Annotated in this window: 11 protein-coding genes; all 11 read right to left on the bottom strand. The window is 52.2% G+C overall.

The features are described 5' to 3' along the window. Positions 1-205: 205 nt before the first annotated feature. The 11 genes from KTJ90_RS06610 to KTJ90_RS06560 all read right to left on the bottom strand — a co-directional run bounded on the left by KTJ90_RS06610 (position 206) and on the right by KTJ90_RS06560 (position 14,632). Complete coding sequence (locus KTJ90_RS06610; RefSeq protein ID WP_004571292.1) at positions 206-1,546, bottom strand: lipopolysaccharide biosynthesis protein; 1,341 nt, start codon at positions 1,544-1,546, stop codon at positions 206-208. After that, a complete protein-coding gene (locus tag KTJ90_RS06605; RefSeq protein WP_004571291.1) occupies positions 1,543-2,766 on the bottom strand; it encodes a glycosyltransferase in 1,224 nt (407 codons plus the stop codon). The genes KTJ90_RS06610 and KTJ90_RS06605 overlap by 4 nt, the downstream gene beginning before the upstream one ends. Before the next feature lie 4 nt (positions 2,767-2,770). After that, positions 2,771-4,033: a colanic acid biosynthesis pyruvyl transferase WcaK gene (gene wcaK, locus KTJ90_RS06600; RefSeq protein ID WP_008926077.1), complete on the bottom strand. Its 1,263-nt coding sequence runs from the start codon at positions 4,031-4,033 to the stop codon at positions 2,771-2,773. 161 nt (positions 4,034-4,194) lie between these two features. Beyond that, positions 4,195-6,411, bottom strand: coding sequence for a phage tailspike protein (locus tag KTJ90_RS06595; RefSeq protein ID WP_499026038.1), 2,217 nt, complete (start codon positions 6,409-6,411; stop codon positions 4,195-4,197). An 82-nt stretch (positions 6,412-6,493) separates the two neighbouring features. Beyond that, positions 6,494-7,528, bottom strand: coding sequence for a glycosyltransferase (locus KTJ90_RS06590; RefSeq protein ID WP_004571288.1), 1,035 nt, complete (start codon positions 7,526-7,528; stop codon positions 6,494-6,496). A 46-nt stretch (positions 7,529-7,574) separates the two neighbouring features. Then, positions 7,575-8,327: a glycosyltransferase family 2 protein gene (locus KTJ90_RS06585; protein WP_039659802.1), complete on the bottom strand. Its 753-nt coding sequence runs from the start codon at positions 8,325-8,327 to the stop codon at positions 7,575-7,577. A 70-nt stretch (positions 8,328-8,397) separates the two neighbouring features. Continuing rightward, positions 8,398-9,315 (bottom strand): glycosyltransferase family 2 protein, encoded by a 918-nt coding sequence (locus tag KTJ90_RS06580; RefSeq protein ID WP_004571286.1) that lies wholly within the window; start codon positions 9,313-9,315, stop codon positions 8,398-8,400. Positions 9,316-9,444: 129 nt separating this feature from the next. Further along, positions 9,445-10,581, bottom strand: coding sequence for an EpsG family protein (locus KTJ90_RS06575; protein WP_004571285.1), 1,137 nt, complete (start codon positions 10,579-10,581; stop codon positions 9,445-9,447). A 277-nt stretch (positions 10,582-10,858) separates the two neighbouring features. After that, entirely contained in the window at positions 10,859-13,036 is a 2,178-nt protein-coding gene (gene wzc / locus KTJ90_RS06570; protein WP_004571284.1) for a tyrosine-protein kinase Wzc, read from the bottom strand. Between the two features lie 12 nt (positions 13,037-13,048). Next, a complete protein-coding gene (locus KTJ90_RS06565) occupies positions 13,049-13,483 on the bottom strand; it encodes an arsenate reductase/protein-tyrosine-phosphatase family protein (protein WP_008926086.1) in 435 nt (144 codons plus the stop codon). A 9-nt stretch (positions 13,484-13,492) separates the two neighbouring features. After that, the gene (locus tag KTJ90_RS06560; RefSeq protein WP_033762024.1) at positions 13,493-14,632 is read right to left on the bottom strand and encodes a polysaccharide export protein; all 1,140 of its coding nucleotides are present in this window, start codon (positions 14,630-14,632) and stop codon (positions 13,493-13,495) included. Between the last annotated feature and the right edge of the window lie 284 nt (positions 14,633-14,916).

Here is a 14,916-nt window from a genome sequence, read left to right as displayed (position 1 = left end):
ATCTGAAAAGCGGACAGTAACTCTCTGTCATATCTTGGAAATTCGGCATTTTGCCCATTGCCAGATACGGCATAAACTGAATAAAGACAATCAGTAATCAAATATGACGACTGTGATCTGCAGCACTATCCGTTGGATGCCTGAGACCAGCCATAAATGAAAACGGGCGACCCTAAGGTCGCCCGTTGATATATCTGTGCAGTAATCAGAGCCAGCCTTCAAACCACTCTGGCATCACAAACAGATTAAAGTGATTTACCAGCAACATCACACCGACAAATACCACCGACACCGCCACCCACTGACGGGCATAAGGAATAAACCGAATGCCAATCACCGGCTTGATAAAGAACGGATGCGCCAGTGCGGAGATCAGGATCTGCGAGATAGAGAGCGTCAGCGCCACGTAGAGCACGTTAGGCCAGATAAAGGTGGTCGCCAGTACGGCCAGCACCACAATACTCGCCACAATGTTCCAGTAAAACTCTACGTTGGTCCGCCCGTTGGCCTGTGAAATCGCCCCGGTCAGGCCGCCCATCGGTCGCAGCATGCCAAACAGCAGCATTAGTGGAATCAGATGATAAACCTGCTCATGCGACGCACCATAAAGTACACGGACGATGACCGGCGAGAAGATACCAATCACCAGGTACATCGCGCTGCTGAACAACATGATCCCCAGCGTGCCCTTCAGGAACAGCTTTTTCAGCTGCTCGGCATCGTGCTGCTTTTCAGCAAAACGTGGCAGTGCCAGACGGTTGATCACCGGCGTGACCAGCTTCAGCGGTTGCAGTACCAGCTCTTTCGCCAGCGAGTAGACACCCAGCATCTCGGCACCCATCACTTTACCCACCACCAGCGCATCCGCCTGGGTACGCAGCTGATTAATAGTCTGCGAGCCGAGCTGATAGCTGCCGTAGCGAATGGCGCCGATAAAGGTCGCTTTGTCGAACTCCCACGTCGGACGCCATGACTTTTCGCCCAGCGCAATCATGCAAAGGATGCGGGTAAAGGCGTTGATAAACAGACCCAGAATCGCGGCTGCCACCGTGAGCGAGGTGAACTCCAGCATCGCCACGACACAGAGGAAGGCAAACAGCTTGGTGCCCATCTCAATCTTCGCCAGCGAGACCATCCGCTTGGTTTTGATGTAGTGCGCCTGATATTGGGACAGATGCCCCAGCACCAGGAAGTTCAGGCTGGTCAGCATGATCAGCCCGGTCAGCTCTGGCAGATGATAGAACCAGGAAACCGGGAAGGCGATCAGTAACATGATCAGACCGGTGCACAAGCTGAGTGAGACGTTCACCCAGTAGATAGTGCTCTGCTCACGACGAGTAATATTCTGGCGATGCACCAGATAACTGCTCATCCCCATATCCTGCAGTACACCCGCCACCGCCAGGATGGCGTTGATGATGGCTAACAGGCCCAGCTCGTGGGTTTCCAGTTTGCGGGCGAGAAAGCTCAGCTGTGCAACCTGCAACACTGCGGAAAAGCAGGTGCTGCCGAACAGCCAAATCGCCTGTGACTTAAATCCACTCACACCAGTCGCTCCAGAATCTGTGCCAGTTCGCCATAGGCGATATGCTGATTAAATTCAGTCTCAACTTTGTGACGTGCAGCTGCGACGACTGGCGCCACATCCACTTCGCCCTGAGAGAGCTTCAGCAGCGTTTCCGCCAGCGCCTCAGGATCATCCTCTTCCACCAGCCAGCCAGACACGTTGTTCTCAATCAGTTCCGGAATACCACTGTGGAAGGTTGAGACCACCGGCAGGCCCACCGCCATCGCCTCCATCAGTGCAACCGGAATACCTTCCATGTCACCATCTGCGGCGGTTTTAGACGGCAGCAGGAAGATATCGGCTTCGCTCAGCGCACGACGAATCTCCTCCTGCGGTTTGAAGCCCGGCATGCTGACGCAATCCTCCATCCCCTCGCGGGCGATGAAATCACGCATCATCTCATCCTGATCGCCATTGCCGATGATGGTGTACTGAAACTGACCGCCACGCTGCTTCAGGATGGCGCTGGCTTTGACCGCCACATCCAGCCCTTTCTTCTCGGTCAGACGCGCCACCGAAACGATACGCAGCGGCGTCTGGAACGCCTGCCGCGGCTGGAAGTTAAATTTCTCCGGTTCAATGCCCATACGCGTCACGTGAATTTTTTCCGGCGGACAGCCCATCTCGATCAGCTTGTTCTCCCACAGATGGCTGATAGGCAGCATCAGCTCACTCTGGCGGAACAGATTGACGTAATCGAGTTTGTGCTCTTCCAGAATGTGACGACGGGAAATATCGGCGCCATGAAACACGGTCGCCTGTTTACCCTTGAGCACGCCCAGTTCACGCAGCTTGTTCGCCAGCGCACCGGCATAGCCGAAATGCACCAGGAACACATCTGCAGTGAAGGTCTGCTTTGCATTCGCCACAATCGACGGCAGCAGCAGTTTACTGGACTGCGCGCCATAACGGCGTACATTCAGCGAACGCAGCAGCGACGGTTTGGTCACTTTTGGCAGCACCAGTTTGATACGCTGGTTCAGCTTATCGACAATTGAGATTTTCTCTTCCGGCAGCAGATAGTGCGTCTTCGCCGCCAGACCATACTCATCAAACGCGGCATGCCGGTTCACTAAATCGCCGGGAAAGACTGAAATGATCTCCACCTCGTAACCGGCATCAATAAAATGGGTTACCTGATTTAGTACGAATGTCTCAGAGGCAACCGGGAAACGCATGGTGAAAAAAGTCAGTTTCATCACATTACCCTAATACTTTGAGAATCTCTTCAGTGATCCGGTTGCCAATTTCCCTTTCATTCGCAACGGCCGTGTTGACCTTCAGCTTGATGTTGTCGTAATCGGCAAGGACCGTTTTTACCTTATCGATCAGCGAGCCATCCATCAGGCTTTTTACGTCGGTTGCCATCTGCGGCAGACCAAGCTGGTTCATCACACCCATCGACTTGTGCTCGTAGTTGATTGCCACAGCCGGGGTGCCAAAGTTCATGGAGATAATCGCCGAGTGCAGGCGGGTACCAATGGTCAGATGACAATGACTCAGCAGGATGCCCAGCTCCAGGTCATTAAACTCATCCATGATGACATGGTAATGTTCAGGCTGCGTCACGTGGTCACGCAGTGTCAGTGCGACCATGCGATCATCTTTGGCATAGCTGTCGATGCCGGTACAGGTTGAGAACGCCACAACCTGATAGCCTTCCGCAATCATGGCGTTGATGACCCGGCCAAATGCTGCTTCATACTCTTTCTGTGTGACACCCAGACGTTTATCAAACGGCGCCAGTTCACGCACGGTGATCGCGATGGTTTTACGACCATCGATAATGCCCTGCCAGTAGAGCAGGTTATGGCTTGGGTTTTCGACTTCACGCGCACGTACCAGGAAAGCGGTATCCACACCAGACGCCACTTTAGAGCTGGTCACACCATCGCGCTTCATCAGATCAAGGCTGACCGATTCGCGCAGCACCAGGCTGTCGACCCGATCAAAGACAAAATTCGCCAGCGCATTAACGCGCGGGTTCTGGAAAGGCCCCACCGAGTGACCAATCAGGTAGATCGGCTTTTTGGCCATCAGTGCACAGAGCGCATGGTCGAACTGGGTTACGCCATAGAGGTCAACGAAGAACGATCCGCCCACCTGAATAATCGCATCATATTTTTCCAGACTTTCCGTAAATGCTTTCAGGTGTGGTGGTACTGAGAAGGACTTAAAGATACCGCCCTTGCCCAGATGCGCCATCATGATATCGGGCATCAGGCGGTTCGCGACTTTACGTTTAAACGAACCGACCAGACCTTTACCAGACTTGCTGTTGTGCAGATACAGCGCATCCTGCTGTATATCCTGCTGGAGCAGATAACCGGAGCTGGTTGGATAACGGCTTATAACGTCAATCTCTAAATCACTCCGTGCAGACCGCATTGAATCAATCAGTCCACGAAGAATCGCGCCATCCCCGCGGTTCCCACACGTGTGGTTACCCACCAATAAAATTTTCATAAAAACTCCGAATGAATTTTTTTTAATTCTGAAAGCCGCCCAGATCCGCAATGGGCAAAATGAACTCTGATTAAAAGTAATGCTTTACGGGATAACGCACCCAAAGGTAGTGCTCCTGTTGAAACCGGCCGCCTCCATTCTGGCGGCCGTTATAGACGCTGTTACGACTTAATCGCGAAGTAAGGCAGTGCAACCTGTTTCCCGTTGATTACCACGGAAACAAACCCTTCTGGCTTACTGGTATCAACCTGATCGGCTGAGATCGGACGGGAAGCCATTAACAGATCGCCCTGCTCGTTGGCACCGATACCCGCTTTGCCGTTGTGCAGGCTGAAGCGCTGTGGCGCGCGTTTCGTCGCGTCACCTGACGGTGGATTGCCCTTCTCCATTACCGCATTGACCCGCGCACAGCGCCCGGTCACAAAGCGATCTTTACCGGTGGTTTTCACCAGCACGGCAGCCGACGGCGTCCAGCCCGCCAGTTTGACGTAGAGATGCACATCGGTGTCATGCTCAGCCACATAGCGCACATCCACAATCGGGCAGCTGCCTTCGGCTGACCAGCTCGCTTCCGAGCGGTCTTTCTTACGCTGCACGTGGATTACCGCGCGGCCGCCGGTGGTCTTGTCGCCGATCAGGTTCATCAGCGGCTTATCACCACTGCCGTTACTGAATTGCGACTGACCGAAAATCTCGATCTCCCATGAATCCCCCACCGTCGGTGAGTAGAGGCTACCGAGATCAAACCAGGTTTCCTGATTCGTGTTGTTCTCTAAGCGCCAGCGCGAGGTGATGTAGTTGTACTTCAGGCTGCCATCCAGTGCGACGCCATAGGACTCGACGCGGGTCGACCCCATCTCCCAGATGCTGAGCAGACGATCGCCCTGCATGGAGTTATCAATCCAGCTGCCCGACTGGAGACTGGTCTGACGCATATTCAGGCGAGTGTTATGGGCGATAAGCGGATTCTTACAATCTTCAATGCTCAGTGCATCAACGATCCACTGGCCGTTGGAGAGATCGCCTGGGTTATCGCAGTGCTCAATCCAGCCGTTATGGATAATTGACTGACCGCAGCGCGGCAGGTTAAGGACTTTACCGCCACGACAGTGCTGCGCATTGAAGTTTGACAGCTCAATTGCGGTGCTGTGGTCCCATTTGCCCTGCTTCTGCCCTGACCAGCCCGATTTAATTACGTCGCCGCTGCAACGAGAGGCGTACCACTGGTCAATTTTACAATCGAGGGTATCCTGCAGGCTGATGGCCGTGCCGCCAACGGCGTTAAAGCGCAGGCAGGCACCCCGGAAATATTGTCCGCCAGGACAGTTGTTATGGAAAAAGCCCTGCTGATTCGCACTCTTATCGCTGTTGCCATTAAAAATCAGGTTAGAAAGTTCAACGCGACGGGCATTCATCTCAAAGACGAACGCTGACTTACCATCCGAGACAATTGTGGTCGCTGGAAAATAGCCGAAGTTCACCATCGCACCGGACATGCGGAAGAAGTTGAGATACTTATCGCCAAGGTTACAGGCTGAGACCATAAAGGTACCGGCCGGGAACTGGACGCAGATCTGCTGGTTAGCCTGCTGCGACCACTGGAACATCGCCATAATGGCGGGTGCCGTATCGGTTTTGCCATCGGCAATCGCACCGAAATCAAACAGCGTCAGGCGGTTAAAATCGTCTACCACACGACGCCAGGAGAACCCCTCACCGGCAAAGTTTACGCCGCCATCATTCTGGGCAGGCTGGAAGCTCCCGACAAACTCGCCGCCGCCAACTTCCCGTCCTTCATGCCAGCTTTTCAGCTTAACCTTGGCCCCTTCAAACAGTGGACGGGTTTTACGTAACTCCGCCACAGACGCAATCTCACCAATCAGCTGATAACCCGCTGGCTGCGCCAGACGCTGACTGAAATCTGCAGCGCCCGGACGACTGACATCCGCAATGTTGAACAGCGTCTGACCGTTGCTGTCTTCCACTGTCATCGAATGCGAAGGATCGGCAATCAATGCGGCATTGTCCTGAATAAACTGGGTAAAATTGCCTTTATTCAGCGCGATGGGCTGCGCAATCTCAGACACTTTACCACTGGCGTCACGCAGGAAGACCGGTATCTGGTTGCCAGGCTTACTGGCATCCGCACCCGCTTTACCAATCCAGAGTTTTCCTTCAAAGCTCTGCCAGAATTGCGGTGGCATCGCGTAGACATTTTCTGGCGTCAGGATCGGCACGTCGCCTTTCGGGATATTAGTGGCATCAACCGGCTTCAGGGAAATACCGTTACTTTTTGCAGCGTAGCTGGAAAAGGTGCTCACGGAGAGAGCCCCCACCAGAGCGGAGGCGGCGGTCTGTAAAACTTCTCTTCTTTTCATGCATCAATTCCCGTAGTCAATAAGGCCATTGGCCATGGCGGTGTCCCTGAGGCACGTCGCAAGTGAGCGTTTCCAGCTCCGGTTAAACCAATGACAGCCAGCTTTGCTTAATCTGGTTACCGTCGAATTTCAGCGCGGTTTGTTTGGTTTTTTCGCTCATGGCATAGAACAGCGCGTCATCGGTGGCGAGCTGCTCCATTCGTGCCAGAAACGTGGCTTTATCATTCATCGGAACCAGGAAACCGTCTTCACCGTGATTGATGATCTCCTGCGGTCCGGTCGGACAGTCATACGCTACAACGGGCAGTGACCAGGATTTTGCTTCCAGCAGCACCAGTGGTAATCCTTCATAACGCGAGGTCATCAGCGCCATATCGCTGTCACGGTAGTAGTCATTGATATTGCTGACCTTACCGACAAACTTCACGCTGTCAGTGATGCCCAGTACGGCGGCCTGATCGTGCAGCTGCTGACGCAGTTCACCATCACCGGCAATCACCAGCGTCCAGTCCGGATGGCTGCGTGCAAAGTCGCGCCAGATATCCAGCATCAGATCAAACCCCTTCTGGTTATCCAGACGGCCCACCGCCAGCGCCTGACGATGACGAGTCTGACGCTGAAAACCTTTGTAGACGACGGGGTTAGGAATTTGCTTGCTGGGAATGTGCCAGCGGCTGAACACCTGATGATCTTTGTCGGTCAGAACAATCACGCGGTCGTAGTAGCGCAGCAGCAGAAACTTGAGGAACTTGATCGGCTTGCTGAAGGAGTTAATGGCAATGTGCTCGCAGGCGTAGGCTTTGCCCCGTTTCTTCTTCATTGCCAGCAGATTCCAGAAGGCAAACATGACGCTCAGACGCCCCATGCTGATCAGGAAGACGGTATCGAAACCCTCTTCGTGGATCCGGGCTACCGCGCTTTTAATGGGGTTGCTCTGCCCTTCGAAGCTGACAATCTGTCTGACATGTTCAAACGGATAAAAAGTCTTACCACTGCCTTCCAGCGAGTAGATGGTGACGTCATGTGTTTCGCCAAGACACTCTGACATGAAGTTACAGATGTTCTCGGTGCCCGCATACGAATAAGCATCTTTGATCACTAGGACAATTTTTTTCATGAAACGCTATCCACCTCAAATAATAAAGACAATCCTGCCGACAGGCTCAACGATGCTTAAGGGTAAACAGCACACCATTCACCATATACCAGGCGTAATAGTAATAGATTTTTAACGGATTGTTTTTATAGATAATTCTTAATAATTCAAGGTGCCACTGGGCTGCTTTGTTCTTATTGCGAGAAAGGGAATCGCCTAATTCGTAATAGTTGACAAGAATCGTCTGAATTACCCGTGCCTGCTTATAGCGGGTGAATAATTCATACAAAAACAGGAAATCTTCATGACCTTTGCGCTGGAAGAAAAGTCCCTGTGGCGGACGACGGAAACAGACAGAGGAGAAGCAGACGCGATACTGCTTTTTCACAAAGTTGTCCTGCTGCAGGTAAGGCTTTCCGTAGGTAATGTCGTGCTCAGCCTTGCGGGTTTTATAGTGATATTCGGTAATCACAAAATCATCACCGGCGGCGATAGCAGCTACCTGCTGGGTCAGCTTATCCGCATGCCACTCATCATCGCTGTCAAGAAAGGCAATAATCTCTTCAGTGGCCGCGCGCAGTCCGACGTTGCGGGTCTCTGCTGCGCCCATGTTGACCGCGTTATCCAGAATGGTAATGCGCGGATCCTGACAATGCTCCCGCACAAATGCCAGCGAGTCATCAGTGGATTTATCGTTGACCAGATAGAGGTGCCAGTCGGTATAGTGCTGATTGATAACCGATTGCACAGCGCGTAACACGGTCTGACGGGCATTGTACATAGGCATAACAATGCCAACGGTTCCAACAGAAGTATTCATCTTCAACCCTGAATGTAAACGAAAAGAGAGGTGCTCCTGGTATCAGGAGCAGAGCGAGGCGCAGTGCGCGTCAGGAGATCGCTTTCTCACCGCCAAAACGTGCTTTGACCTTGTCTTTAACCCGGTTCATAAAATAAGCACGGTTGTCTTTATTGGTGAGGAAGAAGTAGCGAGCAAAGCTCAGGCTCGCCATCAGCGACTTACCGTCCATTTTGTAGCGCAGCGGCAGCTTAAAAGCTTTGTAGGTGTGGATATCACGCGGGGTAAGATGCGGCTTCATGCTATCAAGCCAGAACATCGAGTAATTCACCGATTCGCCTTTATGTTTTGAGCCAAATTTTGTGACCAGGTGGTAGTTCGCCAGCGGTGCGGCAATCATCACAAAGTCATAGCCCATGCGGTCGGCACGAATGCAGAAATCATAATCCTGATGACGGATGTAGCGGGTATCGAACTGAATTTTCGCCGCATCTTCCCGTTTCAGCACAATCGTGCTGGTCTGGATAAAGCCATAACAGCCGAACAGATACTCAGCGACGGTTTCATTTTTGCCTGGTGGCTGCATTGGCATCACTTTCAGGAATGTGCCGTCCTGATAGATATTTACCTGGCTGAAAATAACGACATTCTTTTTGCCCTGTGCGTCCAGTTGAGCAATTTTTTCAGTTACCTGCTGCAGTTTGTCCGCCGCCCACTCATCATCGGCGTCAAGAAAACTGACATAATCACCGGTCGCCAGCTCAATGCCTTTGTTACGTGCACCGGCCCCGTTGAGTTTGACCTCAGAAAGCACCAGATTGATGTCGAGATCCTGATAGCGTTCGCTGCGAACGACCTCCGCTAGCGCGGCGGCATCTGCAGACTTATCATCCACGATGATGACTTCGAAATTACGATACGTTTGTGCTTTAACGCAATCCAGCGTCGTGACAATCGATTCTGACGCGTTATAAGCCGGAATTACGATGGAGAAACGAATGTCCTTCATTGCCAGCACCTCATTAAAAAGTTCAAAAAAATAAACAGTTCAGTCGACAACGGTCGATTAAAAATCTGAATTCTCACACGCGAGCGCCCCCGCGTGACACTTATCACGAAGGGGCGCCCGACGGGTCAATCAGTGGACCAGCCAAAACTCCCGCGCCACTTCATAGCCAGTAACGGCCTGCTTGGTTGAAATGGTGTTGTAGTAGAGGTAATAGAGCAGGAAGAACACCAGCATGGCGTACAGCGCTGGCTTCCACGATCGCCTTGCCTGATAAATCAGTGAGGTCAGGATGATCGGCTCGACCTGTTGCAAATAGTTGGACAGGCGCGAACCTGAAGGGAAGTTGTACAGGAAGATCCTGACAGCACCGCCAATAGCAAAACTCATGATCAGCAGATAGTTAAGACGATACTGAGCATAATTTTCGCGCTTCAACTGGTCAGTAAGCATGAAATAGAAGAAGACAAACACCAGCATGATGTTTTTCAGGTTCGATACGGCCAGGATGCTGCCACCCATTGCGTAGGATGGGTCATTGTTATAGCCCGATGCCCTTTCCCCCAGCGATCCAAGATGACCCGCAATCAGGGCAACAAAGCTGGATCCGCCCACTACGGACAGCGGCAGACTGGCAACGATAATGACCACAGGCCACCAGCGCCAGTCGCGAATAAACAGGAACGGCACAAGTGTTACCACCATTACGGCAGTGTTATGGCTTGTAAACGACAGAATAAAGAAGGCAAAAGCCCACCAGTAACGCTTGAGATAGATTGACCACAGGACACCAAGGAACAGCGCAGAACTCAGGCCAAAGCGAATCTGGTTTATATCTTTGTTAATAAAGATGTGCGCTGAATAGAGCACCAGCGCCAGCACCGGATACGGTGACATCTTTCTGAAAAAGTAAGCATTGATGGAAACAGCAAGGGCGCAGAAAACAAACAGAAAGATGCTGGCATTATGCGAAAACAGACTGGTGATCCAGGCCGTGGCAAAAATCAGCGGTTCGTAACGGAAAAAAGCAACGGTTTTAAAGAAGCCGTTAATCTCTATACGTCGAACAAAGTCCTCAAAGAAGCTCCGGTACTGGAAGTCATCCATGCCGGTGCCAAGGCCGCGTATTCCCCCAAAAACAATCAATAGAATGGCAGCAAAACAGAGCAGCCAGGTCAGAATATGATTTGTGCGTTCGTCTTTTTTCAGGGCTAATTCAAACAGCGAAATCAGCAGTAAAAATCCTGATACATACCAATATGGAGCCATGGTGTGATTCCTTAATTCCACAAGTTCTCATGCCAGCAATAATCACGCTTCGCCTTCCCGACGGGCTTTTCAGTAAACCTGACAGTACGGTCACACATTGCGTGCAGGCAATGCCATGCTGGTGATGAATTCTGTTGATTGACGCTCGCCATGCGATTTATAGAGGTATCGCTTTTGTGGGTTTGGACAGAATAACCTGTGTAAATTGATGCGTGTCGTCATTCAAAAGGACGATAAAAAGGGGCGGTCAGACCGCCCCCTGGTTATTACTCAATGATCAGCTTTTGCTGGGCTTGCTGTAGTCATAGGCGTAGTAGTCATAACCATGTCCGTAAGCATTGGCGGCTTTACGCACCACGGCGTTGAGGATCACACCTTTAATCTCAATACCGTTCTGGGCAAAGCGTTTGAAGCTGACGTCCACTTCTTTGGTGGTATTGGCTTCGAAACGCGCCACCATCAGTGAAGTACCGGCCATTTTACCGATAATTGACGCATCGGTGACGGCCAGGATTGGCGGCGTATCGATTAACACCAGGTCGTAGTTCTTGCTCGCCCAATCCAGCAGCTCACCCATACGACGATGCATCAGCAGCTCAGACGGGTTCGGTGGAACCTGACCACGTGGCAGGAAGTCGAAACCGTAGACGCCCTGCTGAATCAGCGCCGGGCTGAATTCCGTTTTACCGGAGAGCACGTTTGACAGGCCTGATTTGTTATCCGCGCCCAGCAGCTCGTGGGTGTAACCACGACGCATGTCGCCATCGATAAACAGAACACGCTGACCCGCTTTCGCGACCAGTGTCGCCAGGTTGGCACAGATAAAGGTTTTACCAATACCCGGGCTGGCGCCGGTGATCATCAGGATGTTGTTTTTCGCTTCCATCATGGCGAAGTGCAGGCTGGTGCGCAGGCTACGAATCGCTTCGATGGAGAGGTCAGTCGGATTACCCAGCGCCAGCAGTGTTTCGTGCGGGTCGGTTTTCACCTTGCTGCCACGACGCGCCAGCGCTTCGGTATCTTTCTTACGCTGCCACTCAGAGAGTGGAACGCTGGCGTAGACATTCATGCCCAGCTCTTCCAGCTGTTCAGGGTTCTCGATACCGTGATGCAGCAGGGCTTTCAGCAGAACCAGACCCACTGACACAAACAGGCCCAGAATCAGGCTTGCAGCGATAATCAGCAGCTTCTTCGGTGCAACCGGTGAATTAGCCGTCTGCGCATTGTCGATGATGCGGACATCACCCACGGTGCTGGCTTTGCTGATGCTCAGCTCCTGCTGACGGTTCAGCAACTGCATGTAGATCTCCTGACCTGACTGAACGTCACGGGTCAGACGCAGGATTTCCTGCTGAGTCTGTGGCATGCCAGAAATTTTCTTGTTCAGCTGAGCCTGTTCACCTTCCAGCGTTTTGCGTTTTTCAAGCAGCGCGCGATACGTTGGGTGATCTTTGGTAAACAGCTGAGACACTTCAGCTTCACGGAAGGTCAGTTCGTTCAACTGGCTCTGCACGCTGACAGAAGAGTCCAGGGCGGATTTCGCTTCCAGTGACAGGTCAACCGATTCGTTCTGACGACGGAACGTATTCAGTTTGTTTTCTGCTTCATCCAGCTTGGCGCGAACGGCAGGCAACTGAGTGCGTAAGAAATCCAGGCTTTTCTCTGCCTGCTCTGACTTGCGCTCAACGTTCTGTAACAGATAGTTGTTCACAATCTGGTTCAGGACTTTGCTGATCTGCTCGGGATCTTCACCCAGATACTCCAGACCCAGTACGCCGGTATCTTTACCTTTGTCTGCAACGGTCAGGTTAGCCAGTACGGAACGGATCGCCTGCAGGTCATTCAGCTTAGTCACGGTGAAGCTGGTGCCTTCATCGGCATGAATCTCGCTCACCAGCATGCTGATGTCGCCGTGCGACTCCAGCTGGCCGACTTTACCTTTAAACAACTCATCGCCATCTTTAGAGACGGTGTAGCTATCCGGACCGGTAACTTCCAGCTCGACATTACGTTTTTCGACAGTGCGTGGGATTTCCAGACGCGAAATCGCGATATCAGCAGGTTTGTTGCCCATCAGGCGCGACAGGCCCTTGCCGATAACCGGGAAGTAGTTCTGCTCAACCACAGTATCCAGACCCAGATCGTCAACGGTTTTGCCGATGACCATACGGGATTCCAGAATCTCGATCTCCGTATCGGAGGCTGGCGTTTGTGGCAGAATGCTGTCAATTTCGTTCAGGACGGTACTGGCATTCTTCTGCTCAACCTGAACTAACGCATCTGCGCTGTAAATCGGTGTTGCAAACAGTGTGTAGAGTGTTCCCGCCAGCATGAAAAATGCGGTAACGGCAACAATGATCCAGCGATGATCAATTAGCTGTCCCACAAGATGCGCCAGATCCCATCCATTCGAATCCTCTCCCGGCGCAGTTCTGACCTTATTTTTTATATTCATGGATAATCCCAACTATCGGCTTAATACGTTGACCCATTTCTGGGTAGCGTTTTCCAGTAACCCGTAAATCTCTTCAAAGGCCTCACGGCTTTTTCTGTACGGATCCGCAATTTCTTTCTGATTGAGCCAGTGCCCAAGCAACATGGTTTTGCCACGTGCAGCCGGGTCGATGCGATTGACCTGTTCAATATGTCGCTTTTCCATGACCAGAATCAGATCAGCCTGGCGGCACATTTCGGCCGTCAGTTGCTGTGCCTGATGTCCTTCCAGCGACAGGCCCTGCGCTGCCGCGACCTCGGATGCCATTCTGTCGGCCGCATGGCCTACCAGCGCTCCCAGGCCAGCAGAGCGAACATCCAAATCGGGCAATGCACGTTTAAACAGGCGCTCTCCGGTAGGAGAGCGGCAGATGTTGCCAATGCAAACGACTAACACGGACGTAATCATGGTCAGACCTTAGTTCGACCAGTTGCGGATACGCTGTGCGGCCTGAGTCGCATCGTTGATACCAGCAATGGTTGGTATCAGTTGCGAAATCACACGGTTCCAGCGCGTCAGCGGTGTAGAGGTGACATAGACGATGTCATAAGGCTGGAGCTGGAAATCGGTTCCCATCACCATGGATGCCGCATCTTTGGTGTTCAACTGATAGATGTTGGCAATCTTGCTGCGATCGGTGCCGTGCAGTGGACGGATAACGAAGACACCAGTAGCGTCAGAGGTGGTTTGATCCATCCCCGCCGCATTGCCCAGCGCTTCCGCCAGCGTCATGCCGCTACGGTCCATTTTCAGCGTGGTTTGCTGCTTCACTTCACCCATCACGAAGATTTTCAGATCATCGTTACGCGGAACGTAAAGAATATCGCCTGGATAGAGCAGGTGGTTCTGGCTCAGGTCGCCGTTCTGCATCAGTGCCTGCAGAGAGACGCGCTGTTCACGACCGTTGTGCGTCAGCACGACGTTACGCCAGTCAGCATCAGGTGCCAGGCCGCCAGCGGCGTTGATCGCATCCAGAACCGTCAACGGTACGTTGGTGATCGCCTGCTGACCTGAGGTGGTCACAGAACCCGTAACATAGGTTTTCTGCGATTTGAACGAGGCGATGCTGACATCAACCTGTGGACTTTCAATATACTGAGCCAGACGACGCGAAACTTCGTCACGCACTTCGCCGACGGTACGGCCCGCGACACGGACGCGACCAATGTAAGGATAGAAGATGGTGCCGTCAGAATGCACCCAGTTACCGGTGTCGCTAGCGCTACGGTATTGACCCGCTGGCGTGGTCAGTTCCGGGTGATCCCAGACTGTCACGGTCAGGACATCGCCCACGCCGATACGGTATTCATAGTTCTGAATTTCGTTCTGCAGTGCCGGGTTCGTCTGAGCCACCAGAGGCTTAGGACGCATCTTTTCAACCAGTGAAGGCGTTAACGGAAAGACGTTGACGTATTTATCGATGTCAAAGTTGCTATCCTGCTGCTCGATAACATCTTTTCCTGATGTAGTAAGACGAGAACCGGGTTCGATTGTACACCCGACAAGGAATGTGGCGGATACCAGCAAGGGTATCAATTTCATTTTGATTGTAATCATTTAGATCTTCGCTATCAGTTATTTATTGATAGAGGCGAAACCGCCGCTGTGTAAGCGTCCAACAAAAAGTAAATCCTGGCTGACTAAAGCCTTAAGCACTGAACCTGTCGTTCATTATCCTTGCTCCACTTGTTATAAGTAGTGGCCATCAACCAGGGTGTACCTGAAACGCCTTGCATCATAGCGGACTATGGATGCACTGCGATATCCCTGGTGATGGCCGCTATTAACGACACGCCTGACAACGGCACAACACCTCTGAGCGCGCGTTAGCACGCTCATTT

It is taken from the genome of Pantoea jilinensis, assembly GCF_019104105.1.
GTDB lineage: Bacteria > Pseudomonadota > Gammaproteobacteria > Enterobacterales > Enterobacteriaceae > Pantoea > Pantoea eucalypti.
The sequence above is the reverse complement of the archived record's forward strand: the minus strand, read 5'-3'. Positions and strand labels throughout refer to the sequence as shown.

Excerpts from the sequence above, each read along its gene's own strand:
- KTJ90_RS06605 (WP_004571291.1), bottom strand. The coding sequence starts at position 2,766 with ATGAAACTGACTTTTTTCACCATGCGTTTCCCGGTTGCCTCTGAGACA.
- wcaK (WP_008926077.1), bottom strand. The coding sequence starts at position 4,033 with ATGAAAATTTTATTGGTGGGTAACCACACGTGTGGGAACCGCGGGGAT.
- KTJ90_RS06595 (WP_499026038.1), bottom strand. The coding sequence starts at position 6,411 with ATGAAAAGAAGAGAAGTTTTACAGACCGCCGCCTCCGCTCTGGTGGGG.
- KTJ90_RS06590 (WP_004571288.1), bottom strand. The coding sequence starts at position 7,528 with ATGAAAAAAATTGTCCTAGTGATCAAAGATGCTTATTCGTATGCGGGC.
- KTJ90_RS06585 (WP_039659802.1), bottom strand. The coding sequence starts at position 8,327 with ATGAATACTTCTGTTGGAACCGTTGGCATTGTTATGCCTATGTACAAT.
- KTJ90_RS06580 (WP_004571286.1), bottom strand. The coding sequence starts at position 9,315 with ATGAAGGACATTCGTTTCTCCATCGTAATTCCGGCTTATAACGCGTCA.
- KTJ90_RS06575 (WP_004571285.1), bottom strand. The coding sequence starts at position 10,581 with ATGGCTCCATATTGGTATGTATCAGGATTTTTACTGCTGATTTCGCTG.
- wzc (WP_004571284.1), bottom strand. The coding sequence starts at position 13,036 with ATGAATATAAAAAATAAGGTCAGAACTGCGCCGGGAGAGGATTCGAAT.
- KTJ90_RS06565 (WP_008926086.1), bottom strand. The coding sequence starts at position 13,483 with ATGATTACGTCCGTGTTAGTCGTTTGCATTGGCAACATCTGCCGCTCT.
- KTJ90_RS06560 (WP_033762024.1), bottom strand. The coding sequence starts at position 14,632 with ATGATTACAATCAAAATGAAATTGATACCCTTGCTGGTATCCGCCACA.